This window comes from Amycolatopsis heterodermiae (assembly GCF_034929455.1).
GTDB lineage: Bacteria > Actinomycetota > Actinomycetes > Mycobacteriales > Pseudonocardiaceae > Amycolatopsis > Amycolatopsis heterodermiae.
The window spans coordinates 454,710-480,192 of record NZ_JAYFSI010000002.1; the positions used below are offsets into that span (position 1 = coordinate 454,710).

The following is a 25,483-nucleotide window of genomic DNA, read 5'->3' on the forward strand; positions in this document are numbered from 1 at the left end:
GGAGACTCGATGACCACCGAAACCTGCCCGTACGGCCGAGACGGCGAGACCTTCCGCTTCGGCGAGGTCAAGGGCCTGGAACTCGACCCGAGCTACGCGGCGTTGCGCGGCGAATGCCCCGTCGCGCGGATCACGCCGCCCCACGGCGAGGACGCCTGGCTCCTCACTCGCCACGACGACGTGCGCGAGGTCCTCGCCGACTCCCGGTTCAGCCGGATCACCCCGGAAGGACACGACGAAGCCCGCGTCGCCCCGATGCCCATCGGCACCAGCATCATGGGCCTCGACGAACCGGACCACGGGCGCATCCGCAGGCTCGTCGCGGGCTCGTTCAGCAGCCGCGCCGTCACGCGCCTGCGTCCCCGGGCGCGGCAGGTCGCCGAGGAACTGCTCGACGAGATGGCGGCGGCGGGTTCGCCCGCCGACCTGATGGCGGCGTTCACCACGCCGTTCTCCGGCATCGTCACCTGCGAGCTGCTGGGGGTGCCCTTCGACGACCGCGGCCGCTTCCAGGACTGGATGCAGGCGTTCTTCGGGCGCAGCGGGCTGCCGCAGGAGCAGGTGCAGGCCCAGCTCGGGCTGCTCAACGACTACCTCACCGAGCTGGTCCGCGCGCGCCGCGGGCAGGAGGGCGGCGACCTGATCACGGCGGTGGTCCGCGCCGCCGACGAGGAGGGCACCTGCACCGAGGCCGAGGTCGTCGAGCTGGTCTACACCCTGCTCATCGGCGGGTACGAGACGCCCGGCTCCCAGCTGGCGTCGTCGCTGTTCGTGCTGCTGCAGCACCCGGGGCAGGCGGACCTGCTGCGCGGCCGGCCCGAGCTGATGCCGCGGGCCGTGGAGGAGTTGCTGCGCTACGTGCCGCTCATCGCCTACACCGGCTTCGCCCGCTACGCGACCGAGGACGTCACCGTCCGCGGCGTCACCGTCCGCGCGGGCGAAGCCGTGCTGCCCGGCATCCCCGCCGCGAACCGCGACCCGGAGGTCTTTCCCGCCCCCGACGCCTTCGACGTCACGCGCGACGACAACCCGCACCTGTCCTTCGGCCACGGCACCCACTTCTGCACCGGCGCCGCCCTGGCCCGGATGGAGATGCAGGAGGCGCTTTCCGCGCTGCTGAACCGGTTCCCGAAGCTGCGCATCGCCGGCGACCCCGAGGGGCTGGACTGGGCGCCCGGCACGCAGATCCGCAGCCTCGTCGAGCTGCCCGCCGAATGGTGAGGGTGCTCAGAGCTTGAGGTCGAAGCCTTCGACGTACCAGGCTCCTTCGTGTTTCTGCATCTTGAAGGTGAGACTGAAGGAGTCCGTGTCCCCGGTCGCGCCGATCAGTTCGAGGCTGCGCAGCGTACGGCCGTCGACCTTGACGGCCGTGTCCGGCACGGTCACCTCGGTCCCCTTCGCGGCCACCTTGGACACCTCGACCTTGCCCTCCGGGGGCAGCTTGACGCCCGGCTTCGCCCACGCCTCGTGCAGCGACTTGGCGCTGGCCAGCGCGTCGGGGTTCTTGCACAGCGTCTCGGCGTCCTGGCCGGCGGGCAGCACGGGAGCGCTGGACAGGCACGCCTCGGTGTACTGCTCTGTCAGGATCTGGGTCACCCAGCTCTCGAGAGCGGCCTGAAGGGTCCCGGCACCAGCCTGGGACGTCTGCGGGGAGGAGCTCGCAGGTGAAGAGGGCAGGCTCGTCACCGGCTTCGCCGACCCGCTGACACCGGCCGAGCCGCACGCGCTCAAGCCCAGGACCACCACCGGCAGCACGGGGGCAAGCCATCGCGCCCTGGGTCGCCGGGCGTGCACCGCCGGGGTGATCGTCACGGGTTGTTCCTCCTGGTTCAGCCGGTGGTCCGGCTGGGGGTTTTCGTCGGCCCGGAGCTTGGTGCGAGCTGAACGAACCCGTCAACGGCTTCACGCGAAGCCTGCCCTTTTTGTCACCGTCGCCGGTCGAACGTCCGGTCCCGTCCCCAGACACGGCCATGCGCTCGGCGCGGTTCACCGGAGACTCCCGCCGGTGGCGGCTGCCGCGTTGAGCGGCGCCGCCTTGCACATCCGGGACGCCGAGCACGCGGAAGTGGCCGGCTTCGGCGCGGTCGAGGCGGATCTCGGGAGTCGGCACCGCGGCTCCGCCTCCCACACCTGGCGGCCACCCGGGCTGACCTGGCCCGGAGCAGGAGCGTGTCCGGTGGCCTGAGCTGCTGGCACGAACGGGCTCTTCCGGCGGGACTTCCGTGCAGTTTCCGGTTTGTTCACCCCCGGTTCGTGACGATGACTCGCTAACGTCACCGGGATGGACGCCGGTGGGTCCGGCGGTCATCGAGTGAACCGCGAGAAGGAACCGACGCCATGGCGAACCCGCTGGTAGCTCAGCGTGAAGACTCCACCACGGCCATTTCCGGGCTGCCGCTGCTGGAGTCCGCGAACGATCTCAAGCAGGGGATCGAGAGCGGTGACTGGGCCTCGGTCGCGATGGGGGCGGTCGGGACTGCGCTCGACGCCCTGTCCATGGCCATGGACCCCTTCGGGTCGATCCTCGCCGCGGGCGTCGGGTGGCTGATCGAGCACGTCGGCCCGCTGTCCGCGGCGCTGGACGCCCTCACCGGGGACGCCGACCAGATCAAGGCCCAGTCCCAGACCTGGGCGAACATCGCCAAGGAGCTCGGGGCCGTCGGCCAGGACCTGTCCGACATGGTCAAGGCCGACCTGCAGTCGTGGAGCGGGAACGCCTCCGACCAGTACCGCCAGCGCGCTTCGGACACCGTCGACATCCTCACCGCCGCCCAGAAGGGCTGCGAGGGCGCGTCCAGCGGGGTCAAGACGGCCGGTGAGGTCGTCGCCGCCGTGCGGATGCTCGTCCGCGACATCATCGCCGAGCTCGTCGGCCACCTCATCAGCTGGGCGCTGCAGGTCGTGTTCACCCTCGGCATCGGCCTGACCTGGGTGGTGCCGCAGGTCGTGGCCGCGGTCGCCAAGACCGCGTCGAAGATCGCCGACATCACCAAGAAGCTCGTCAAGGCGCTCAAGGCCCTCGTGCCGCTGCTCAAGAAGGCCGGGACCCTGTTCGACGACGCCGCCAAGGCGCTGCGCAAGATCAAGCCCGGCAAGACCGCCAAGGTCGACCCGCCGCCCAAGATCAAGGAGAAGGGCAGCCCCGACGGCCCCGGCGGCAAGAAGGACAAACCGCACGACGACGACTCCACGTCCACCTCGAGCGCCGGCCACGGCGACGGTCACAAGAGCGGCGACGGCAGCCCGGACAAGAACGGCGGGGACAAGGGCGGCCCCAAGAACGACGGCGACCAGACGAGCACCAGCGGCGCCGGAACCGGCGGCGGCAAGGGTGACAAAGGCGGCAAGGGCAACGACACCAAGGCGAAGGACAACCCCGACCGTTCGACGCCCGACCAGTCGAAGAACTACTGCGGTGACCCGATCGACGTCGCGACCGGTGAGGTCGTGATGACCCAGGTCGACGTCACGCTGCCCGGCGAGGCCGCGGACCTGGAGCTTTCCCGTACCCACCTGTCGTCCTACCGGGCCGGCCGGTGGTTCGGTCCTTCGTGGACGTCCACTTGGGACCAGCGGCTGGAGTTCGACGCGAACCGGGTCCGGTTCTACGCCGAAGACGGCATGGTGCTGGACTACCCCGTGCCGGGCGAGGAGCCCGTGCTGCCGGTGCAGGGGCCGCGGCACCGGCTTCGCCGCGTGCCGCAGGGTTTCCGGCTCTCGCTCGGCGATCGCGAGCTGCACTTCTCCGGTACCGGCGGCGTCCTGCCGGTCACGGCCATCGAGCAGGACGGCGAGCGCACCGAAATCGACTACGCCGCCGACGGTTCCCCCACGAAGCTCCGCCGTCCCGGCGGCGTGGAGATCCTGGTCAGCACCGCGCGCGGCCGGATCGTCGCGCTGGGGGCGCCGGACCAGCCGCCGGTGGTGCGGTTCTCGTACAACCGGCACACCCAGCTGAGCACGGTCACGGACTTCGCGGGCCGCTCGATGGCGCTCGACTACGACTTCGAGCACCGGCTCGTCGGCTGGCAGGACCGGGTCGGCACCTGGTACCGCTACGTCTACGACAACGCGGGCCGCTGCGTCCGGGCGGTGGGCGCGAACGGCTACTACAACGCGGCCTTCGCCTACGAACCCGGCGCGACAAGGCACACCGACGCCCTCGGCCACACCTGGACCTACCGCCTGAACGCGGCCTGCCAGCTGGTCGAGCGCGTCGACCCGCTCGGCAACTCCCGGTACTACACCTGGAACCGGCGGGACGAACTGCTGTCCCAAGTGGACGAACTGGGCCGCGAAACCCGGTACGACTACGACGACGACGGGCTGGTGGCGCTGCACCGCCCCGGCGCGCCCGCCGTGCGGCTGACCCCGGGCGAAGACGGCGCGATGTGGCTGCAGGCCGGCGAAGGCGACGACGAGATCGAGCGGCTGGTGTTCGACTTAGACCCGGTCACCACCCTGCTCGGCAACGGGCTGCCGGTGGACGTCCTGGAGCCGCCCGACCCGTTCGAGGACGCTCCGGTGACCGACCGGGCGGCCCGTCCCGGCGACCGCGACCTGTACGGCCGCCCGCGCCTCGCGCACACGGCGTCCGGCGCGGCCGCGCGGCTCGGCTGGACCGCCGACGGCCGCCGCGCCTGGCGGCTCGGGCCGCAGGGCGGCCGCGAGACGTGGGTGCACGACGCGGAGGGCAACGTCGTCGAATACCGCGACGCGGCGGGTGCCGCGCGGCGCCGCAAGCACGGCCCGTTCGGCCTGGTACTGGAGGAGACCGACGCCGCGGGCGGGCGCACGCTGTTCACCTACGACGGGGAGCTGCGGCTCACCTCGGTGACCAACCCGGCCGGCCTCACCTGGAGCTACGTCCGCGACGCCGCCGGACGCCTCGTCGAGGAGACCGACTTCGACGGCCGCCGCACCACCTACGCCCACGACGCGGCGGGCCAGCTGCGGCGCATGACCACCGGTGCCGATCAGGTGGTCGAGTACGACTACGACCTCGAGGGCAACGTCGTGGCGCGGCGGACCCCCGACGACGTCACGAGCTACGGCTACGACGCGCTCGGCCGGCTGGTCGTCGCCGAGAACGCCGAGTCGCGGGTCGAGATCCGCCGCGACGGCGGTGACCGGGTCATCACCGACACGATCAACGGGCTCGGGGTGTGCTGGCGAGACGAGGGCGACGACGGCGACACGGTCGTCCGGCGGACTTCGTCCGGTGTGGACAGTGAGTGGCGCTTCGACGACTCCGGACGGCCCCGGTCGCTGCGGATCGCCGGCCACGACGTCGCGTTCACCTACGACGAGGCCGGGCGGGAGGTCGTCCGCAGCGTCGACGGCGCGGAGGTCCTGCGGCGGCGGTTCGACGAGGAGGACCGGCTCGCCGAGGAGGACGTCGCCGGGGTCGGGCGGCGCACCTACCGCTACCGCCCGGACGGCAGGCTCGCCGGCATCGACGACACGATCCGGCCCTGGCAGCTCTCCTACGACGCGGCCGGCCGGGTCAGCGAGGCACACGGGCCGGGGGCGTCGGAACGGTTCACCCGCGACGCCGCGGGCAACATCACCTCGGCGACGAACCCGTCGCCGCCGGGCTCGCGCGACTACGAGCGCAACCGGCTCGCCCGCATCGGCGACATCCGCTTCGACGGTGACGAGCAGGGCCGCGTCACCGGCTGGCGCCACGCCGACCGGGCGTGCGCCTACGGGTGGGACCACCTCGACCGGCTGCGCTCCGCACGCACGCCCGACGGCGCGCTCTGGACCTACCACTACGACCCGATCGGGCGGCGGTTCGCCAAGCGCTGCTGGGTGAGCGGCCCGGACGGGGAGCCCGAGCTCACCCTGGACGTCCGGTTCCTGTGGAGCGAGCTGAACCTCGTCGAGCAGGTGGAGCACCGCCCGGCGGACGGGTCCTACCGGTTCCTCACCTGGGAGCGCTTCGGCGACGACCGTCCCGTCGTGCAGGTCGAGCACGACGGCGCCGTCGAGCAGGCCCGGTTCCGCGTGGTGATCACCTCGCCCGCCGGGACGCCGACCGAACTGCTCGACGAGCGCGGGACGCTGGTCTGGCAGGACCGCAGCAGCTTCTGGGGCGTGCCGCTGGCCGGCGCCGACACCGCGGCGATGCCGCTGGCGTTCCCCGGTCAGTCCCGCGACGAGGAGACCGGGCTGCACTACAACGTCTTCCGGTACTACGACCCCCGGACCACGCGGTACCTCAGCCAGGACCCGCTGGGCCTGGCCGCGGCGCCCAACCCCGTCGGCTACGTCGACCAGCCGCTGCTCGAGAGCGACCCGCTCGGCCTCGCCCCCCAGCGGTGTTTCAAGGGGAAGGTCAAGGACCGCGCGAAGCGGCTGCGGGACCGGAACAAGAAGAAGGCGGCGGCCCAGCCGGCGACGCGGAAGAGCCCGCGGAAGCAGCCCATCCGCGTCGACAAGATGTCCAAGGAGGAGTTCGACAAGTTCAAGCCGAAGCTCGACAAGATGCTGAAGGCCGACAAGCACTTCTTCTGGTCCGGCGGTCACATGGAGCGGGTGCCGGGGAAGACGAACCCGGACAAGTACCTCGGGTCGATGGAGGACAAGGCCACCCGGATCGCGAAGCAGCACGGCGGCAACACCCTCGAAGGCACCCTCAAGGACAACAACGTGAAGATGCCCGGGTGGATCAAGGACCCCAAGGACCCGAGGCGGCCGCTGGTCCAGGAGAAGTGGGACTACGTCTCCGACACGTTCGCCAAGAACTCCCAGGCCGGCAAGACGCACGTGGTCTTCCCCAGCCACCCCGGCAAGGGCCACGACGTCTACCCGTACCGGCGCCCGGACAACGTGTTCGACGAGACCGAGTACCCGCGGCTCAAGCAGGACGGCAAGGGCGACATCACCAAGTTCCACGACCGGACCGACTACGAGCGCCCGTACCGCGCGCCCAAGTGAGCGGGCCGCTCAGGCACGCGCCTCGAGCACCGCGAGATCGCGCACCGCGTAACGGTGGTGCTCGGCCTCTTCCTTCAGCACGACCTTGAGGCAGCGGCGCACGACGTACTCCTGGTCGGGGTACGGGTCCGCCGGCTTGCGGCCGCACACCCGGTCGAGCCCGGCCGCGGTGAGCCCGTCGACGACCCGCCGCATCGCGGCCATGCGGGCCAGCCGCGGCGCGAGCACCTCCTCGAGCGTCGGGGTGGCTTCGAGGGTGAGGCCGAGCTTCGCCGCCTCCTCGGGCGGCATCCCGCCGTGCGGGTAGCCCAGCGGGTGGTAGGGCGCTTCCTCCTCGAGCACGGCGTTGCCGAGCCAGGCGTCGGAGGCGAGCAGCAGGTGCCGTTGGGTCTCGACGAACGACCACTCGCCGTCGACCTGCTCGTGCAAGGTGGCCTCGGGCAACAGCTTCGCCCGGTCGAGCGTCTCGCTCCACAGCGTCTCGATGGCGTCCCAGGCGGCCCGGTAGTCCTCGGGGGACGCCGCATCCCGCGCCAGCACCCGCGCGGGGTGGCGGCGGTCGAGTTCGGCCTCGACGTAGGCGGTCACGTCGACGTCGTTGACGACGACGCGCTCGAAGAGGCCCCCGAGGGAGACGTCGCTGCCGTAGCAGTCGACGATCTTCAGGCCGGTCACCTCGCAGTCGCGGATCTCGAGGCCATCGAGGGTGCACAGGTGGATGCGAGCGCCGCGGAACTGGTCGCTCTCGGTGTACTCGGAAACCATCGGAGCAGTCTCGCTCACCCGTCCGGCCCGCGCTACGTTCTGGTGTCATGGCGGTTGTCGGCGACGTGCTCGCCCTGGGTTCGGAGCTCGAGCGTTCTTACCCGGTGTACGTGCGCGGCCGGTTGAAGTTCCGGGTCAAGCAGATCGTCTACGTCGCGTTCTCGCCCGACGAGCTGGTGATGGGGTTCGGGTTCCCGAAGGAGGAGCGCGCCGCGCTCGTCGCCGGCGAGCCGGGGAAGTTCCGGCTGCCCTCGGAATCGGACCTGCGGTTCAACTGGGTCCACGCCGAGCTGGCCGCGCTGGACCCGGCCGAGGCCCGCGAGCTGGTCGTGGACGCGTGGCGGATGGTGGTTCCGCAGAAGGTTTCCCGGGCCTACGACCTCGTCCACCCCGACGGTCCGGGATGACGCGGCCGGCTCGTGATTGACTGGCACGCATGGCCCTGTTCCCGCGTCCGTCCGCATGACCGCCGAGTCGACCGCGGCCACCCGGCCGCGCAACCGCAAGCAGCTCATCGTGGACGCGGCGGGCCGGGTGTTCAGCGAGCGCGGCTACCACGCCGCGTCCATGGAGGAGATCGCCACCACCGTGGGCATCACCGCGGCGGCGCTGTACCGGCACTTCCCGAACAAGTACGCGCTGTTCGCCGAGTGCGCGAACGTCATGGTGGACCGGCTCGTGGCCGCGGTCGACGAGGTGCCGCCCGCGGCGCCCTTGGCGGACCTGCTCGCCGCCGTCACCCGGGTCACCGTCGCCCATCGCGCGTCGGGCGGGCTGTACCGGTGGGAGGCGCGGTACCTCGACCGCGGCGACCGCCGGGTCCTCAAAGCGAAGTTCACCCACGTCGTCGCGCGGGTGACCGAGGTGGTGCGGCGCGAGCACCCGCTGCCCGGCGAGCACCTGCGGGCCGCGGCGGCCCTCGGGGCGATCGCGTCGATCACGATGCACCACACCTCGATCGCCCCGCGCCGGGCCGAGGACCTGCTGCTGGCGTCGGCCCTGCGCGTGGTCGCGACCAGCCCCGCCGCCCCCGTCGGGCGGGCGCGGCCGGTCGAGCTGCCCGTCCTGCCCGTGCCGCGCACCCGGCGCGCGGAGATCCTCGCCGCCGCCATCCCGCTGTTCGAACGGGACGGCTTCGCCACCGTCACGAACGGCCGGATCGCCGAGGCCGCGGGGCTGGTCCCGTCCACGCTCTACCGCCACTTCCCCGGCAAGGCCGACATCCTGGCCGCGGCCTGCCTGCAGGCCGCGGCGCTGCTGGCCCAGTCGGTGGAACAGAACCTGCACGGCGTGGCCGGCCCGCACGACGCCGTGGTCGCCCTGGCGGCGACGTACGTGGCCTACAGCTTCGAGCACACCGCCCTCACCAGCGTCGCCGACGCCGAGGTCGCGGGCTTGCCCGCCGAGCTGCAGCGCCCGCTGGCCGTCGCCCAGCGGGAGCACATCGCCATCTGGGAGCAGCAGCTGCGGCTGGCGCGCCCGGACCTCGACCCGCGCCAGGCCCGCGCCCTGGTGCACGCGGGGTTCGGCGTCGTGGTCGAGGCCGGGCGGCGGCTGCGGTGGCAGGACGGCCCGGACCACCGCGCCGCCGTCACCGCCCTGGTCGTGGGCGCGCTGGGGCTCCCCGCGTGACGGCCCGTCAGGCGCCGGGCCGGTTCGCGGTGGGGATGACGATGGTCGTGGTGGCCGGAGACGTCCCGTTGTTGAGGAACAGCATCGCCAGCGCGCGCACGAACTGGTCGAACATGTAGAAGCCGACCGGCAGGACGGGCAGCAGCCCCTCGCGGAACGCGATGTAGGCCGGCCACCCGGTGCGGACCAGGGTGGCCGCCGCGTAGTCGCGGGGGAGCGAGAGCCAGTCGCCGATCCGGTCGTTCAGCACGTAGCGCACGAACTCGTTCAGGAACCCGCGGGTGACGCCCAGGTCGACCTGCGCGGTCAGGCCGAGCAGGTCCTTGGCCAGCTCCTTGCCCTCGGTCGTCGGGGCGAGGATCGGCGTGAGCGCGTACGCCGACTGCGCGTCCGCGTCGGCCCACGTCTTCGGGATGAACTCGTCCCGCACACCGAGCAGGTGGATGGCGACCTGCCACATGTGCAGGAAGGCGTCCTCTTCCGCGGCCGTCATCGGGACCTTCCACTCGAGCAGCTTCCGGTGCACGAAGGTGCCCAGGCTGTGGAAGGTGACCAGGATGTCGCCGTTGCTGATCGGGACCGGCGTGTCCGTGACCGCGCGCCAGTGGCTCGACTGCGGCAGCAGGTGACGCACCGCGGCGTGCACCAGGCGCGTCTTGTTGGCGGTGACGACGAACTGGCCGGCGGGCTCGTAGGCGGTCAGCTCGCTCAGGTCGTAGCCGAACGTGAAGGTCTTGGCCGCGCGGTCCTTCATGTTCGCGCCACCCGCGGACCAGTAGACCGACTCGGCCTCCCGCGGGATCACCGTGCTCATGATGCCGCTGCCGAGGCCGTAGAGCATGAACAGGTAGGTGTCCTTGCGCCGGTTGAAGTCGGCGGCGAGCCGGAGCTTGGCGCGGTCGGCCCAGGAGGGCAGGGCGCTCGCCTGCTGCAGGTGGGCGGCGAGGGCGGCCGGCAGGCCGGCGGGCAGCGGGTCGTCGTTGTTCGCCCACGACGCCAGTGCGGCGTTGACCGCCGGGACCTGGCCGTTGTCGAGCAGGGCCGCCAGCAGGCCGTCGACCGGGTCGTCCCAGACCTGCCACGGGTCGGCTCCCGAGCCGGTGCCGGCCACCGAGCCCGCCGACGACCAGGCCCACGCGGGCGCGGCCGTGCTCGCCACTCCCGCGAGCCCGAGGGCCGCACCGAGGGACAAGGCGCTCCTTCTGCTGAGATTGCTCATTTACATACCTGCTTCCTTGGAGGTGTGTTCGTGCATCTCTGCGGTCTGGCCTGGACTTGGTGCTGCGACGTCGGGCCCGAGCTTGCCCACTGGTGCGATTTCTCATTAACATATCGAAGCCGGGTGCCGGTCAGCAAGACCAGTGCCGTTCATGCCGCCGAGGAGTTCGCGTGCCCCCTGTCTTCCCCGTCAAGCGGCCGCTCTACGACGACGACCACGAGCTCCTGCGAGACACGGTCCGCGCGTTCGTCGACAAGCACGCCGCGCCCCACGCCGAGCGGTGGAAGGCGGCGGGCCGGGTCGACCGCGAGCTGTTCCGCGAGGCCGCCCGCGCCGGGATCCTCGGCTTCTCGATCCCCGAGGAGTACGGCGGGGGCGGCATCACCGACTACCGCTTCAACGCCGTGATCGGCGAGGAGTTCTCACGGCACCCGGTGTCGGACGGGCTCGCCTGCGTGGCGCTGTCCAACGACATCGTCGTGCCCTACTTCACCGACCTGACCAACGAAGAGCAGAAAGCCCGCTGGCTGCCCGGGATCGCCGCCGGGGAGCTCGTCGTCGCGGTCGCGATGACCGAGCCCGGGACCGGCAGCGACCTGGCCGGGATCAGCACCACCGCCGTCCGCGACGGGGACGACTACGTGGTCGACGGCAGCAAGGTCTTCATCTCCAACGGCCAGAACGCCGACCTCGTCGTCACCGCGGTCCGGACCGGCCCGGACCGCCACGGCGGGCTCAGCCTGCTGGTCGTCGAGGCCGACCGCGCCGGTTTTTCCCGTGGCCGCAACCTGGAGAAGATCGGCCTGCACGCCCAGGACACCAGCGAGCTGTTCTTCGACGGCGTCCGCGTGCCCGCCGCCAACCTGCTCGGCGAGGAGGGGGCGGGCTTCCCCGGCCTGATGCGCAACCTGCCCCAGGAGCGGATCTCGATCGCCGCCAATGCCGTGGCGTCGTCCGAAGGCGTACTGGAGCGGACCCTGGACTACGTCAAGCAGCGCACGGCGTTCGGCAAGCCGATCGGCTCGTTCCAGAACACGCGGTTCGAACTGGCGGAGATGGTCACCGCCGTGCGGGTGAGCCGCGCCTACATCGACGACCTGCTCGCCCGGCACTCCCGCGGCGCACTGTCCGCTGTGGACGCCGCGGCGGCGAAGTTCTGGACCACGGAACAGTACGTCGGCATCGTCGGGCGCTGCCTGCAGCTGCACGGCGGCTACGGCTACATGCTCGAATACCGCATCGCACAGGACTACCTCGACTCGCGCGTCTCCACGATCTACGGCGGCACCACGGAGATCATGAAGGAGATCGTCGGCCGCGACCTGGGTCTCTAGCGCCCCTCCAGGGTCGTGGTGAGCGCCCTGAAGGCCCGGCGGAGGTCGTCCTGGGTCGACGGAACGACCTGGCGCATCAGCACGAACGCGTGAATGTGCCCGGCGGCCTCCAGGAACGTGGTGGGCACACCGGCCGAGATCAGCGCGGCCGCGTAGGCCCGTCCTTCGTCGCGGACCGGATCTTCGCCGGCGGTCAGGACCACCGCGGGCGGCAGGTCCGTGAGGGTGCCGAGCAGCGGGGAAGCACGCCAGTCGTCGATGTCGGGATCGTACTGCGCGTAGTAGAAACGGCGGGTTTCCTCGGTGAGCAGGCGGCCGGTCGCGAACTCGTCCTGCGACGGGTAGCGGCGCGTGAGATCGGTCGCGGGGTAGATGGTGAACTGCGCCCGGACCGGCACCTCGGCGGGCCGGTCGCGCAGCGCCATCGACGTGACGATGGTCAGCGTGCCGCCCGCGCTGTCGCCGCCCAGCACCAGGGCGTCGGCGTTCCGGCCGAGCCCGTCCGGCCGGGAGGCGACCCAGCGGGCGGCGTCCTCGGCGTCCTCGACGGCCGCCGGGAAGGGGTGTTCGGGGGCGAGGCGGTAGCCGACGAGCACGACCGGGAGGTCGAGCTGCCGGGCGACCTCGGCCGCGAACCCGCGGTGGGTGTCCAGCCCGCCGGTGACGAACCCGCCGCCGTGGTACCAGACGACCACGGGACCGTCGCCGCGCTCGGCGCGCGCGTCCAGCAGGAGAGCGGGGACGGTGCCGGCGCGGGTCGGGATCGTGAGGGCCCGTTCGACGGCGATCTCGCCGGCGGGCAGGTCGCCGGCCGCGACCGAGGCGACCAGCTGCGCGCGCATCTCCGGCAGCGTCGGCGGTGCGGCGGGGGGCCGTGACTCCAGGTACGACAGCACCGCTGCCACTTCGGGACGAGGCATGACCGCTCCTTCGAGGTTGTCAGTGACTGACAATGCCACCGTAACCCCGGTTGTCAGTGACTGACAACGGCGGTTAGGGTGAGGTGTGCCTCAACGGCGACCCGACAGCCGTCCCCGGATGCAGCAGGCGGCGCTCGAGCTGTTCACCCGCGACGGGTACGCGGCCACGACCGCCGCGGCCATCGCGGCGCGCGCCGACGTCACCGAGCGGACGTTCTTCCGGTACTTCCCGGACAAGCGCGAAGTGCTCTTCGACGACGGACAGCGGCTGGAGCACCTGCTCACGGACGCGCTCGATGCCGGGCCGCACGTCGTCGCGGAAGCGCTTCCCCGGGCCCTGCGCGCGGTGGCCGCGGACATGGAACCGCGGCGGAAGTCCCTCGCCCAGCGCGCGGCGCTGATCGGCTCCGTTCCCGAACTGGCCGAGCGCGAGCTGGGGAAGCTCCAGGTCTGGACGCGAAGCCTGACCCGGACGCTGACCGGCTGGGGCGTCGACGAGCTTTCGGCCGCCGCGAGCGCCGAGGTGGCCATGGCGGTGTTCCGCGCCGCGTTCACCCGGTGGGTGGCCGACGGGGAATCGCGAAAGCTCGGCGACCTGCTCGGAGAGGCCGTGACGGCGGTGGGCCTGCAGTGGGGAATCGCGGAGGGCTAGTCCCCGTCGATGCGGGCGAGCACCGCGTCGGAGATCCCGTGCAGGGTGCGCAGCTCCTCGGGCGTCAAAACGTCGACAAACAGACTCTGCACCCGGGCGACGTGCCCGGGGGCCGCTTCCGCGAGGTAGGCCTGGCCCGCGTCGGTCAGGACCGCCCGGGTGTAGCGGCCGTTTCCGGGGTCGGGTTCGCGGTACACGAACCCGCGCTTCTCGAGGCGTCCGATCAGGTGGGACAGGCGGGACAGCTCCGTGTTGGCCAGGACGGCCAGTTCGCTCATCCGCAGGCGACGCTCAGGTTGGTCGGACAGGTGGGCCATGACGTAGTACTCGATGAAGCTGAGCTTGGAGTCCTGCTGGAGCTGTGACTCCAGGGCGGCGGGCAGCCGCTGGAGGAGCTTCATGAACCCGCGCCACGCCGCGAGCTGGTCGTCGGTGAGCCACTGTTCCCGGGCAGGCATGGTCGGAGTGTACTGACTTGAACTTTCAAGTCGAGGGCGCTAGTTTGACTTGAAGATTCAAGTCAACCGATTCCGGAGGTCCCACCATGAGCGATCTGAAGCTCGCCGTCATCCTCGGCAGCACCCGCCCCGGCCGCAAGGGCGCGGCGGTGGCGGACTGGGTGCTGACCAAGGCCAAGGAGCGCACCCGCGCGGACTACGAGCTGATCGACCTGCTCGACTACCCGCTGCCGCACCTGGACGAGGCCGTGCCGGCCAGCCGGGGCGCGTACTCCGGGGAGCACACGAAGGCCTGGGCCGCCAAGATCGCCGAATACGACGGCTACGTCTTCGTCACCCCGGAGTACAACCACTCCACGTCGGGGGTGCTGAAGAACGCCATCGACTACCTCTACGCCGAGTGGAACAACAAGGCCGCCGCCTTCGTGTCGTACGGCTCGCTCGGCGGAACGCGGGCGATCGAGCACCTGCGGGCGATCGCGAGCGAGCTGCAGCTGGCCCACGTGCGCCAGCAGCTGTCGTTCTCGCTGTTCTCCGACTTCGAGAACTTCTCGGCGTTCACGCCCTCCGCGACGCACGACGACGCCGCGACCGTCCTCTTCGACCAGCTCGAGTCCTGGGCCGGCGCGCTGAAGACCGTCCGTGGCTGAGCTCTACGCCCTCGAAGAGCACTTCGTCACCGAAGACGTGGTCGGAGCGTGGCGGCGGCGCGACCCCGAGCTGGCCGAGCCGATGATGAAGTGGGCCTTGGAAAGCGAGGTCACGCCGGCGCTGCTGGACCTCGGCGACGGCCGCGTCGCCGCCATGGACGACGCCGGGATCGACACGGCCGTGCTGTCCCTCACGACGCCGGGCCTGCAGAACCTCGACGCGGCGGAGGCGGTCGCCCTGCAGGGACCGACCAACGACCTCCTCGCCGCCGCCGTGCGCCGCCACCCCGGCCGCTTCCGGGGATTCGCCGCGCTGGCCACCCCCGCACCGGCGGCCGCCGCCGACGAGCTGCGGCGCGCGGTCGGCGAACTCGGCCTCGACGGCGCGCTCGTCAACGCGAACTCCGGCGGCCGATCGCTGGACGCACCCGAGTTCTGGGACGTCTACGAGGCCGCCGAAGACCTGCGTGCCCCCGTCTACCTGCACCCGAGCGTCCCGGTCGCGGCCGTCACCGAGGCCTACTACCGCGGCTTCGGCCCACCGGTGGACGGCATGCTGGCCACCGGCGCGTTCGGCTGGCACTACGACGCCGGGCTGACCGTGCTCCGGATGATCCTCGCCGGCGTCTTCGACCGGTTCCCCGACCTGCAGCTCATCCTGGGACATTGGGGTGAGGTGGTGCTGTTCTACCTCGACCGCGTCGCGGCCCTGGACCGGCTCACCAACCTGCGGCAACCGGTCGCGGAGTACTTCCGTACCAACATCTTCGTCACCCCGGGCGGCATCTCCAGCCCCAAGTACCTGCGGTGGAGCCTGGAGACGGTCGGGGCCGAGCGGATCATGTACGCCTCCGACTACCCGTTCAACCGCGAACGCGCCGGATCCGCCCGCCGGTTCCTGGAGGAGGCACCGCTCTCCGAAGAGGACCGCGACCGCATCACCCACGGCAACTGGGAGAAGCTCACCGCCGGCATCCGGCGCTGACCGATCGACGGTGGTCCCGCCCGGCCGCAGTCAAGGTGTGCACCCGCCGCCCCCGCCTCCGCTGCCTGACGCGCAGTTGCCGGTCCAGGTCGTCTTCTCGGCGATCGACGCCCGGATCCGGCGGGCCTCGGCGCCGCGGATCAAGGTGGCCAACGAAGTCTCGCGCACATTGCCGAACGACAGCCACCGCGACATCGGGCACGGGGTCACCGAGCCGTCGGGCAGGACCGCGGCGACGCCCTTCGCGCACCGGCCGCACAGCTCGCCGACGGCCGGACCGCGGCCACTCGCGCCGCGGCCGAAATGCCTCATGCGATCAACCGCTATCCGGGTGACGCCCAGGTCCCGGAGCGTCTCCTGGGCAGCCGCCACCCGCTGGCCGGCCCGGACGTCGATGACCCCGACGTTCACCGAGATGTCCTGCGCAAGCGCGGTCTTGATCGTGGCCGTGGTCCTGGCGTGGCTGCCACGCCTGCCGACGATTTCGTCGTGCTCCGCGGGATCGTCGGAGTAGTAGCTCGTGCCCAGCTCGACGCCGGGGAGGGCGGCCGCGGCCCACATGCGCGCGGACAGCCGGACCAGGTTCGACGTCACCTCCACCCGCAAGCCCGACGCCGTCGCGTGGCCGATGAGGTCGGGCAGCTCCGGGCGCAGCGTCGGCTCGCCGCCGATGAACTGCACTTTCGCCACGCCCAGGGCGGCGGCTTCGTCGATGACCCGGATCCAGTCGTCCCGGCTCATCGGGCCGTGTGGTGTGGTGGGCGTGCTTTCGGCGTAACAGTGAACGCACATCAGCTGGCATTTCCCGGTGATTTCCAGCCACACAAGATCAATCGGTCCACGGCCGTTTCGCATCCGTTCAGTCTCGCAGCGTCGGCCGCCCGGCGGGAGGCGTCGTGGATATACTTGCGCGACAGACGCTCACGAAAGTGATTGATGGCCCAACCTGAAGCACCTGGTGAGGATCCGGAACCCGCCCTTCGAGACGGGACCTGGTCGGTGGTGTCCGGCACGGCGGCCGATGTCGTCCAGGCCCGGGACATCAGCGGCGGTGTGCATTTCCACCACGCTTCCGCCGCCGATTTCGATGTCCCCCGGCAATTGCCCGGTGAAGTGCGCGGATTCGTCAGCCGGACGGCCGAACTGGCCCGGCTGGACCACGTGCTGCTGGCTGCCGGGCCGACCGGGCCCGCCCTGGTCGTGGGCACGGCCGGTGTCGGCAAAACGGCTCTGGCGCTGCGCTGGGCCCACCGCGTGGCGGCCCGGTTCCCGGACGGGCAGCTGTACGTCAACCTCCGCGGTTACGACCCGGGTGCGCCGATGACGGCGGATCAGGCGCTGGACCGCTTCCTGCGGGCACTGTCCGTGCCGCCCGCCCGGATCCCCGACGACGTCGAGGACAAGGCCGCGCTGTACCGCTCATTGCTGGCGGGCCGCCGGGTGCTGGTAGTGCTGGACAACGCCGCGCACATCGGCCAGGTCCGCCCGCTGCTGCCCGGCGGGCCTGCCTGCCGCACGATCGTCACCAGCCGGGACCGGCTCGAAGGGGTGATGGCACGCGACGGGGCGCAGCGCGTCACCGTCGAGGTCCTGCCCGAGGCCGACGCGATCACCCTGATTCGCGCGCTGACCACGGACTACCGCACCGCGGACGAGCCGGGTGAGCGCGCCGAGCTCGCCCGGTTGTGCGCCCGCCTGCCCCTGGCGCTGCGCATCGCGGCGGAGCGGGCGGCTTCCCGGCCGTGGATGCCGCTGGCGGAGCTGATCGGCAACCTGCGCGACGAATCCCGGCTCTGGGACGAGCTCGGCAGCGGCGGGGAGCACGACGGTGTCCGCGCCGTGTTCGCGTTGTCCTACCGGTCGTTCAGTGCGGAGGCGGCGCACATGTTCCGCGTGCTCGGGCTGCACCCGAGCGCGGAGTTCGGCACGCACGTCGCGGCCGAGGCGGCCGGTGTGCCGGTGGCCGCCGCCAGGCAGCTGCTGGACGCGGTCGTCGGCGCGCACATGCTGGAGCAGATCGGGGCCGATCGCTACCAGTTCCACGACCTGCTGCGCGCCTACGCCACGGACGTCGCCCACCAGGACGAGCCGCCGTTGCCCCGCGACGACGCCCGGGCCCGGATCTTGGCCTGGTACCTGCACACGGCCCACACGGTCGGCACAGTCATGCGCACATGGGGGCGGATCCTGGAGCCCGACGCCCTGCCCGCTCCCGCCGCTGTTCCGCGGTTCCCCGACCACGACGCGGCCGTAGAGTGGTGTTACCTCGAAGGCCAGAACCTGTTCGCCGCGATCCAAGCCGCGGACGAGTCCGGGCGGGACACCTTGACCTGGCAGCTGGCAGTGGCCACCGAACCGGCGATGCGCGGTATGCCATCGGACGATCGGCGCGCCGCGATCACGATGGCCCTCGCCGCCGCCCGCCGCGACGGTGCTCGGCAGGGCGAAGGTGAACTGCTGGCCAAGCTCGCCGAAATCGAGCGGACGAAGGGGCAGTTCGACGAGGCCGCCACCTGTGCGGAAGAGGCACTGGCGATCTTCCGCGAACTCGACGACCGCCACGGCGTCCGGATCACGCTGAACTTCCTCGGGGTCAGTCTGCTGCACCGGCGAAAGTTCGCCGAAGCCGCCGAACGGTTCGAGAGCTTGTGGGCGCTGCAACGTGCCGAAGAGGATCTCGAAGGCGAAACCGCGGCCTTGTTCAACCTGGCCGAGGCGTACGACGGGATCCGGCGGCACCACGACGCCGTCGACGCGGCCCGGCACAGCGTGGAGCTCGCCCGGGCACTGGGGAACCGGCACTTCGAGCTCGTCGGCCTGGTCATCCTCGCCAGGGCGACGGCGAACCTGGCCGACGCCGGCGAGCTCGGCGTCGCCTTGGCCGACGCCGCGCGCGGCGTCGAGCTGGCGCGGGAGTTGCGTGACACCCGCACCGAAGGGTGGGCGTTGCTGGACTACGGACGGATCCAGCGTCTTGCCGGCCGCTACGACGACGCGCTGGTGTCCTACCGGCGGGCCCTCGAAAGGTTCAGCAACACGAGCGTGTCCCAGCGCCGGGCCTGGTCACTCGACGGGCTCGGCACCACCTGCCGGGAAGCCGGCCGTATCGAGGAGGCCGTGTCCATCCACCGGCAGGCGGTCGAGGTGGCGCGCGCCGCCGAGGCGCCCCGGGTGCTGGGCCTGATTCTCTCCAATCTGGCCGACTCGCTGACCGTCGCCGGGGAAGATCGCGAGGCCGGTTCCGTTCGGCAAGAGGCCGCGAGCTTGCTCGAGCTTCTCGACGATCCCGAAGCCACCGAACGGCTTGAGCAGGTGCGGCGGGCGTTGCCCTGAGCGGATCAGAACGAGACACCACCTTGGATGTCGCGGGCCTGGACCACGTTTCCGCTGACGTGGCCGGAGATCTGGTTCGTCACGCCGCCCGAGGTCGCGTTCTGTTCCACCACCGCCCGCTCCCATTCCGAGGCCACTTCTTCGGCGAACGCGGGGTCCTCGGACCTCTTCTCCTCCAGGGCATCGGCCAGCTTCCGCACCTCCGGGGAATCCGCCGTGGCGCCTTCGGCGGCCTCCAGCACCGCCTTGGCCTCCGGATCGGCCGCGAACCTGGCCTTCACCAGGTTGTACAGCCCCACCACGGTGCGGGCCGCGATCGCCGCCGCCATCGACACCAGCACAGGCTCAGGCACAGCACCCTCCCTGAGATCGGTTTACCTTGCCGAGGATACGGGTGAAAGGACCGCTTCCGTCCCGGTTGTCTGTGAGGCCCGAGGTGCTGCCGCCGGCGCGGCGGTCGTGCGGAAAGGTGAGCCTCGTCGTGGCGGTGCACCGGCTACGGCGAGGGAAGTGCCGCCCGTCGCGCCGATCACCGGGGCGGAATTCCTTGCAGACGATTCATTGTTCCCGCCCGGCCGCAGGTGCTATACCGGCAGCTGCGGGTGTCGCGAGGACGCGATGCCACAAGCGAGCGGAGTGTCTGGTGGCCAACCGTCCTGTGCGCTCATCCCTCGTGGTGGCGGTCCTGACCGCGCCCGTCCTGCTGCTGGGGACCGCGACCGCCGTGGCCGCGTCCCCAGGGCGGCAGCTGACGATCGAGACGGTGTCGAACCCAAGGCCCGCGCTCGTCAGCGGGGGACAGGTGCTGGTCAAGGTCGTCGCGCCGGAGCGGGCGCGGGTCAGCGTCAGCGACAACGGACACGATGTGACCTCCAGCTTCCGCGCCCAGCCGGACGGCAGCCTGCTCGGCCTGGTGACCGGCCTGCGTGACGGCGCCAACGAGCTGAGCGCGCGGACGAGCGGGCCCGGCCGGGACCAGCGGGCGAGCCTGCGCGTCACCAACCACCCGATCACCGGGCCCGTCTTCTCCGGCGCGCAGCAGCGCCCGTTCTACTGCGAGACCCAGGCGTTCGGCCTGCCCGCGGCGTCCCAGCCGCTCTGCAGCGCGCCGACCCGGGTGAGCTACCAGTACAAGACCACCGCCGGGGTGTTCGCGCCGCTGGCGGACCCGGCGACCCGGCCGGCGGACCTCGCGACGGCCACCGTCGGCGGACGCGCCGTGCCGTACGTGGTCCGCGTCGAGCGCGGCACGATCGACCGCGCCGTCTACGAGATCGCGGCGCTCCACGACGGCACGCCGTCGCCCGTCGCGCCGGACAAGAGCTGGAACGGGAAGCTGGTCTACACCTTCGGCGGCGGCTGCAACGCGGGCTACCACCAGGGCAACTCCACCGGCGGGGTCGTCAACGACCTGTTCCTGGCCCAGGGCTACGCGGTCGCGTCGTCGACCCTGAACGTGCTCGACAACAACTGCAGCCCGATCATCTCGGCCGAGGCGGCGATGATGGTCAAGGAGCACTTCATCGAGACCTACGGCCCGGTCGCCCACACCATCGGCTGGGGCGGCTCGGGCGGGGCGATCCAGCAGTACGACATCGCCGAGAACTACCCCGGCGTCGTCGACGGGATCATCCCCGGCGTCTCGTTCCCGGACCCGCTGAGCGTCGGCGGCCCGGTGTCGGACTGCCGCCTGCTGAACCGGTACTTCGCCGGGCCGGGCGCGTCGTTCACCGCGGCGCAGAAGCAGGCCGTCGCGGGCTTCCCGACCTACGACACCTGCGTCTCCTGGGACCAGACCTTCGCCAGCCGCGCCACCGCGACCGACAGCTGCAACGCGGCCATCCCGGTGGCGGCGCGGTGGGACCCGGTCACCAACCCGCGCGGGGTGAAGTGCAACTCCAACGAGCAGCTGGTCAACCAGGTCGGGCGCGACCCGCGGACCGGGTTCGTGCGCAGCACGCTCGACACCACCGGCGTGCAGTACGGCCTGGCCGCGCTGACGGCCGGGACGATCACCGCGGCGCAGTTCACCGACCTCAACGCGGCCATCGGCGGCCTCGACTACACCGGAAAGCCCGTGGCGCAGCGGACGGCGGCCGATCCGAAGGCGCTCGACGCGGTGTACGCCGACGACATCCTGAACTCGGCGTCGCAGGGCCTGCGGGAAACGCCGATCATCGACCAGCGGACCGACCTCGACCTCGCCGGCTTCGGCAACGACATCCACACCACCGAGTGGTCCTACGTGCTGCGGCAACGGCTTCTGCGGGCCAACGGCACCGCGGCCAACCAGGTCATCATCGAAAACCACGCCACCGGAGCGGAAGCGGCGGCCGCCAGCGTCTACGAGCTCGACGCGATGGACCGCTGGCTCACCGCGATCGACGCCGACGGCTCGCACCGGAGCCGCCAGCAGAAGGTGCTGGCGAACCGGCCGCGCGACCTCGGCGACGGGTGTTACCTCTCCGCCGCGTCCCGGGTCACCGAGAAGCTGACGTACCCGGCGAGCGGCCAGTGCGGCGCGCTGTACCCGGTGGCGGCCAACACCCGGCTGGTCGCGGGGGAGGGCCTGGCCCTCGACGTGCTGAAGTGCCGGCTGAAGCCGCTGAACTTCCGCGACTACCCGGTCGCCTTCACCGCCGCCGACCAGAAGCGGCTGCGGGCGGCGTTCCCCGGCGGCGTGTGCGACTACGGCCGGCCGGGCGTCGGGCAGCGCGCCCCGAGGGGGACCTGGCTGAGCTACTGACCGTCCGATGTGGATGGACGGTCAGTCGGTGACGTACCAGGCGCCGTCGCGCAGTTCCAGGACGGCGTCACCGAGGTCGTGGTCGGTGAACCGGACCGCGGCCCGCACCGCCTTGGCGGGGATCTCGGTCTTCTTCGCGCTCTGGGTGACGCTGCCCCGGTCCACGGTGGCGTTCTGCAGCGCCTTCCGCTCCGCCGCGGAGAACAGCTGGAACGTGATCGGGAGGGTCTTCTCGCACGGCCCGAAACCCTCGTCCTCCGCCTTCTTGGCGGCGGGCGCGGCGATCTCGCAGGCCGTGGTGACGTCCTCCGCGCCGACCGCGTGCAGGTAGGTCTCGTACCGCTCGACGGCTCCGGCGGCCGTCTTCACCGCGGAGGTCTTGGGCGTGGCCGAAGTCGTCGGCGTCGAGGATGGCGTGGTCGACGCCGGTGGTGTGGCGGTGCTCGACGGCACCGGCGCCGCGGTGCCGTTTTCGCCGCCCGAACATCCGGCGATCAGCAGAACGACACCCGTGGCCAGGAATGGCAGTGCGCGAGCCGGCATGGAACACCCTTCGAATCGGAAACGGCTGCAGCATAAGGGACCGCGACCGGGAATGTGGGGCGGAACGGGACCGCCGAGCCGGAATGGCCGGATCCGGCCAGTGTCCGCGGAACGTCCGTGACCAGGAAGAAGTGACACTTTTGTGTGAACTGCTTCGTGGCCGGCCGACGCTCCGTTAAGGTGCAGCCCGGGGCCGGGAATCACTGGGGGGAGGACCGCCGCGGATGAACGACACCTGGAGCGTGCCCGGGTACGCCGAAGTGGACGTGCTCGGCACCGGCGGTTTCGGGCGGGTCGTGCTGGCCAAGCACGAGGCCTCCGGGAAGATGGCGGCGATCAAGTACCTGCGCGCGGAGTTCCTGGCCGACGCGCGGATCGCGCACGGGTTCCGGCGGGAGGCGTGGCTGCTGGCCGGCGTGCGGAGCCGGCACGTGGTCCGGCTCTTCGACTTCGTCGAGACGCCGCAGGGTGCCGCGCTGGTCATGGAGGCGGTGCCCGGCGTGTCGCTGCGCGCTCTGCTGGTGGCGGAGAACGTCCTGCCGCCCGAAGCCGCGCTGGCGATCCTGAAGGGCTCGCTGCTCGGCCTCGCCGACGCGCACGCCGTCGGCGTGGTCCACCGCGACTACAAGCCGGGCAACGTCCTGGTGTCGCGGGAGGGCGAGTCGAAGCTGGTCGACTTCGGACTGGCCACTTTGGACGGACACCACGGACTGACCGCCGGTTCCCCGGCCTACATGGCCCCGGAGCAGTGGGCCGGCCGCCCGGGCCGGCCCGCCACCGACGTGTACGCGGCCACGTGCGTGTTCTACCAGTGCGTCACCGGGCACCGGCCGTTCGAGGCGGACACGAGCGAGCAGCTGCGCGCCCTGCACGGGCAGGCGCCGGTGCCGCTGGAAGCGGTGCCCGAGGCGCTGCGCCCGCTGATCGCGCGGGGCATGGCGAAGGACCCGGCGTGGCGGCCGGCGACGGCGGACGCCTTCGTGACCGAGCTGGAAGCCGTCGCCCGCGAGGCCTACGGGAAGAACTGGGAGAAGCGCGGCTGGAAGCGGCTGGCCACCTCGGCCGCGGCGCTGACGGCCCTGACACCGCTGGCGCTCCTGACGACCGCCGGCACGGCCGCCGCGCCGCTCGCGGCGGCCGGCGCCGGGGCGGGCGTGACGACCGCCGGCACCAGCGCGGGGGTGACCGCGGCACTGGCGGGCAAGATCGCCATGGTGATCGCGATCCTCGGCGCGCTGGCCGTCGGCGGGTTCCTGATCCTTCCGGGCAAGGACGACCCGCCCGCTCCGCCCGCGGCGCTGTCGGTGGCCGTGCAGACCCTGTCCGGGCGGGACCCGGTGCTGCCCATCGGCTACGAGCTCCAGTACCCGCAGGTGTCCGGCGGCCCGGACGCCGCCGTCCGGCAACGGATCAACGACGCGCTGCGGGCGCCGGTCGACCAGCGGCTGAAGTCGGTGCGGGACGGGGTCGCCGTGCCGAGCACGCTCGAGCAGATCCGGGCGAACGGCGAAACGCCCGCGCTGCGCACCACCGCGCGGGTCCTGCTGCGGACCCCGGGCCTGCTTTCCGTGCGGTACGACCACGATCTCGACTCGGACGTGCTGGGGCACACCACCTGGCGGTTCCCCGAAGCGCTGTCCGTCGACCTCGCCACCGGGCGGGTGCTGGGCCCCCAGGACGTCTTCCGGCCCGAGACCCTGACGGCGGACGGCCTGCGGACGCTGACCCAGCGGCTGGCGCCGCACACGAAGAACGGTTTCTGCACCGTGCCCACGGTCGCCGGCGAAGGGGAGCGGCAGGTGAGCATGGACGCCGCAGAGCGGCCCGGTGGCGGTGACCACGTGCCGGCCGCGACGTTCGGATTCACCGGGACCGGCGCCGAGTTCGAGATCCTGTGGTACGAACTCGGCTGCGCCTCCGCAGCCGGGAAGGAGCCCGTGGCCCTGCCTTACGGCGAGCTCGACGACCTGCTGCAGCCGAAGTTCCTGACCATGCTGGGAAGGAAGGTTTCTCCGGCACCACCGCCGTCCTCGGCGAAGCCGGGTGCCGCAACCACGTACACGAACGCGCGCTTCGGGTTCACCACGCTGGTGCCGGCGGGCTACACCGCGTCGCCGTGGACCCCGGAGGACGGCGAGGGGATGACGTTCACGAACGCCGGTCTCGGCGCGACGATGACGGTGTGGGGAACCAACTCGGGCGGCCGCCGTCCGGCGGACGAGCTGGCCGAGCTGGCCGCTTCCATCGAAGGAAACGGCGGCCGGGTCACCTTCCGCTCCGCCGACGGCGACGGCTACACGGTGTCCGGCTACCAGGGCGACGGCCGGATCTTCTACGAGCACGAGTCCACCGGAGCCGGTTCGACGGCCGGCCTGCGCTGGGTCTACCCGGCCGCCCACAAGGCGGAACTCGACAAGCCCGTCACGGACACGGTGAAGGCCTTCAAGCCCGGCGATCTCTCCCGGCCGCACTGACCGCTACCGGCCGCCTGGCCGGAACCGGACACTCGGGTTCGGCGCGTTTTCGTTGGTGTGCTTGAGGTTGCCTCGTGTGGTGAAGCCAACTTCGGCTAAGCCGCATGGCGGGGCAAGGCGTGTAGCCGTCATGAAACTGAGAACGAAAGCAATCGCCGTCATCGCGTTCACCCTGTCCGTGGTCTTCGCCGGGTCCATGCCGGCGTCGGCCACCACGGCCCCGCCCGTGGAGGTCACCGCGCCCGCGGCCAACGGGCTTCCGCCTTACCTCGCCGTCATCCGGCCGGTCAGCGCGGAACGGCTCGCGTCCAGCTGGCACGAGGGCTGCCCGGTCGGGCCCGACCAGTTGCGGCTGGTGAGCCTCAACTTCTTCGGCTTCGACGGGAAGGTCCACCGGGGCGAGCTGGTCGTCAACGCCGATCGCGCCGTCGAGGTCGCCCGCACCTTCGCCGACCTCTACTTCGGACGGTTCCCCATCGAGCGGATGGAAACCGTGGAGAAGTACAACTCCGACGACGACGCGTCCATGGCGGCCAACAACACTTCGGCGTTCAACTGCCGGGCGATCACCGGGGGTACCGCCTGGTCGAACCACTCCTACGGCCGCGCCATCGACATCAACACGGTGCAGAACCCCTACATCTCCGGCAGTGGCGCGGTTTATCCGCCCAACGGCGCGCCGTACGTCGACCGCACGCAGACTTCCCCGGGCATGATCCACGCGGGTGACGCCACCGAGCGGGCGTTCACCACGCGCGGCTGGACCTGGGGCGGGTCCTGGGACACCCCGATCGACTACCAGCACTTCGAGAAGCCCTGACCCCGGCCGC

20 protein-coding genes are annotated in these 25,483 nt (G+C 71.5%); 12 read left to right on the plus strand and 8 right to left on the minus strand.

What is annotated here, in order from left to right; genetic code table 11:
- Window positions 1-9: 9 nt before the first annotated feature.
- Window positions 10-1,221 (plus strand): cytochrome P450, encoded by a 1,212-nt coding sequence (locus VA596_RS12525; protein WP_323326440.1) that lies wholly within the window; start codon window positions 10-12, stop codon window positions 1,219-1,221.
- A 6-nt stretch (window positions 1,222-1,227) separates the two neighbouring features.
- Here the strand turns inward: VA596_RS12525 and VA596_RS12530 are convergent, their stop codons facing one another.
- Window positions 1,228-1,812 (minus strand): hypothetical protein, encoded by a 585-nt coding sequence (locus VA596_RS12530; RefSeq protein ID WP_323326442.1) that lies wholly within the window; start codon window positions 1,810-1,812, stop codon window positions 1,228-1,230.
- A 525-nt stretch (window positions 1,813-2,337) separates the two neighbouring features.
- Between VA596_RS12530 and VA596_RS12535 the strand changes: the two genes are divergently transcribed.
- A complete protein-coding gene (locus tag VA596_RS12535) occupies window positions 2,338-6,942 on the plus strand; it encodes a DUF6531 domain-containing protein (RefSeq protein WP_323326444.1) in 4,605 nt (1,534 codons plus the stop codon).
- Between the two features lie 9 nt (window positions 6,943-6,951).
- Here the strand turns inward: VA596_RS12535 and VA596_RS12540 are convergent, their stop codons facing one another.
- Entirely contained in the window at window positions 6,952-7,707 is a 756-nt protein-coding gene (locus tag VA596_RS12540) for a DinB family protein (protein WP_323326446.1), read from the minus strand.
- A gap of 47 nt (window positions 7,708-7,754) precedes the next feature.
- Here VA596_RS12540 and VA596_RS12545 point away from each other — a divergent pair, with 47 nt between their 5' ends.
- Window positions 7,755-8,114, plus strand: coding sequence for an MmcQ/YjbR family DNA-binding protein (locus tag VA596_RS12545; RefSeq protein WP_323326448.1), 360 nt, complete (start codon window positions 7,755-7,757; stop codon window positions 8,112-8,114).
- 55 nt (window positions 8,115-8,169) lie between these two features.
- Window positions 8,170-9,339 carry a TetR/AcrR family transcriptional regulator gene (locus VA596_RS12550; protein ID WP_323326450.1) on the plus strand — a complete coding sequence of 390 codons (1,170 nt, stop codon included), beginning with the start codon at window positions 8,170-8,172 and terminating at the stop codon, window positions 9,337-9,339.
- Between the two features lie 7 nt (window positions 9,340-9,346).
- On the opposite strand, the gene VA596_RS12555 is transcribed toward VA596_RS12550, so the two are convergent.
- Window positions 9,347-10,558: an oxygenase MpaB family protein gene (locus VA596_RS12555; RefSeq protein ID WP_323326452.1), complete on the minus strand. Its 1,212-nt coding sequence runs from the start codon at window positions 10,556-10,558 to the stop codon at window positions 9,347-9,349.
- Window positions 10,559-10,728: 170 nt separating this feature from the next.
- Between VA596_RS12555 and VA596_RS12560 the strand changes: the two genes are divergently transcribed.
- On the plus strand, window positions 10,729-11,892 hold the full coding sequence (locus VA596_RS12560) for an acyl-CoA dehydrogenase family protein (protein WP_323326454.1): 1,164 nt from the start codon (window positions 10,729-10,731) through the stop codon (window positions 11,890-11,892).
- Here the strand turns inward: VA596_RS12560 and VA596_RS12565 are convergent.
- A complete protein-coding gene (locus tag VA596_RS12565; RefSeq protein ID WP_323326456.1) occupies window positions 11,889-12,812 on the minus strand; it encodes an alpha/beta hydrolase in 924 nt (307 codons plus the stop codon). The genes VA596_RS12560 and VA596_RS12565 overlap by 4 nt on opposite strands.
- 85 nt (window positions 12,813-12,897) lie before the next feature.
- On the opposite strand from VA596_RS12565, the gene VA596_RS12570 reads away from it, so the two are divergent.
- On the plus strand, window positions 12,898-13,464 hold the full coding sequence (locus tag VA596_RS12570) for a TetR family transcriptional regulator (protein ID WP_323326458.1): 567 nt from the start codon (window positions 12,898-12,900) through the stop codon (window positions 13,462-13,464).
- Here VA596_RS12570 and VA596_RS12575 read toward each other — a convergent pair.
- Entirely contained in the window at window positions 13,461-13,922 is a 462-nt protein-coding gene (locus tag VA596_RS12575; protein ID WP_323326460.1) for a MarR family winged helix-turn-helix transcriptional regulator, read from the minus strand. The genes VA596_RS12570 and VA596_RS12575 overlap by 4 nt on opposite strands.
- An 86-nt stretch (window positions 13,923-14,008) precedes the next feature.
- Here VA596_RS12575 and VA596_RS12580 point away from each other — a divergent pair, with 86 nt between their 5' ends.
- Window positions 14,009-14,572, plus strand: a complete 564-nt coding sequence (locus tag VA596_RS12580) for an NADPH-dependent FMN reductase (protein ID WP_323326462.1) — start codon at window positions 14,009-14,011, stop codon at window positions 14,570-14,572.
- The gene (locus VA596_RS12585; protein WP_323326464.1) at window positions 14,565-15,557 is read left to right on the plus strand and encodes an amidohydrolase family protein; all 993 of its coding nucleotides are present in this window, start codon (window positions 14,565-14,567) and stop codon (window positions 15,555-15,557) included. Before VA596_RS12580 ends, VA596_RS12585 begins: the two co-directional genes overlap by 8 nt.
- Before the next feature lie 30 nt (window positions 15,558-15,587).
- Here the strand turns inward: VA596_RS12585 and VA596_RS12590 are convergent, their stop codons facing one another.
- Complete coding sequence (locus VA596_RS12590; protein ID WP_323326466.1) at window positions 15,588-16,412, minus strand: radical SAM protein; 825 nt, start codon at window positions 16,410-16,412, stop codon at window positions 15,588-15,590.
- A gap of 258 nt (window positions 16,413-16,670) precedes the next feature.
- Here VA596_RS12590 and VA596_RS12595 point away from each other — a divergent pair, with 258 nt between their 5' ends.
- Window positions 16,671-18,890 (plus strand): ATP-binding protein, encoded by a 2,220-nt coding sequence (locus tag VA596_RS12595; RefSeq protein ID WP_323326468.1) that lies wholly within the window; start codon window positions 16,671-16,673, stop codon window positions 18,888-18,890.
- A 5-nt stretch (window positions 18,891-18,895) separates the two neighbouring features.
- Here VA596_RS12595 and VA596_RS12600 read toward each other — a convergent pair whose 3' ends face one another.
- Window positions 18,896-19,243, minus strand: coding sequence for a hypothetical protein (locus tag VA596_RS12600; protein WP_323326470.1), 348 nt, complete (start codon window positions 19,241-19,243; stop codon window positions 18,896-18,898).
- 290 nt (window positions 19,244-19,533) lie between these two features.
- Here VA596_RS12600 and VA596_RS12605 point away from each other — a divergent pair, with 290 nt between their 5' ends.
- Complete coding sequence (locus VA596_RS12605) at window positions 19,534-21,636, plus strand: DUF6351 family protein (protein ID WP_323326472.1); 2,103 nt, start codon at window positions 19,534-19,536, stop codon at window positions 21,634-21,636.
- A gap of 21 nt (window positions 21,637-21,657) precedes the next feature.
- On the opposite strand, the gene VA596_RS12610 is transcribed toward VA596_RS12605, so the two are convergent.
- Window positions 21,658-22,179, minus strand: coding sequence for a hypothetical protein (locus VA596_RS12610; protein WP_323326473.1), 522 nt, complete (start codon window positions 22,177-22,179; stop codon window positions 21,658-21,660).
- Window positions 22,180-22,403: 224 nt separating this feature from the next.
- Here VA596_RS12610 and VA596_RS12615 point away from each other — a divergent pair, with 224 nt between their 5' ends.
- Window positions 22,404-24,653, plus strand: coding sequence for a protein kinase domain-containing protein (locus VA596_RS12615; protein ID WP_323326475.1), 2,250 nt, complete (start codon window positions 22,404-22,406; stop codon window positions 24,651-24,653).
- A 130-nt stretch (window positions 24,654-24,783) separates the two neighbouring features.
- Window positions 24,784-25,473, plus strand: a complete 690-nt coding sequence (locus tag VA596_RS12620) for a M15 family metallopeptidase (protein WP_323326477.1) — start codon at window positions 24,784-24,786, stop codon at window positions 25,471-25,473.
- The last annotated feature ends 10 nt before the right edge of the window (window positions 25,474-25,483 follow it).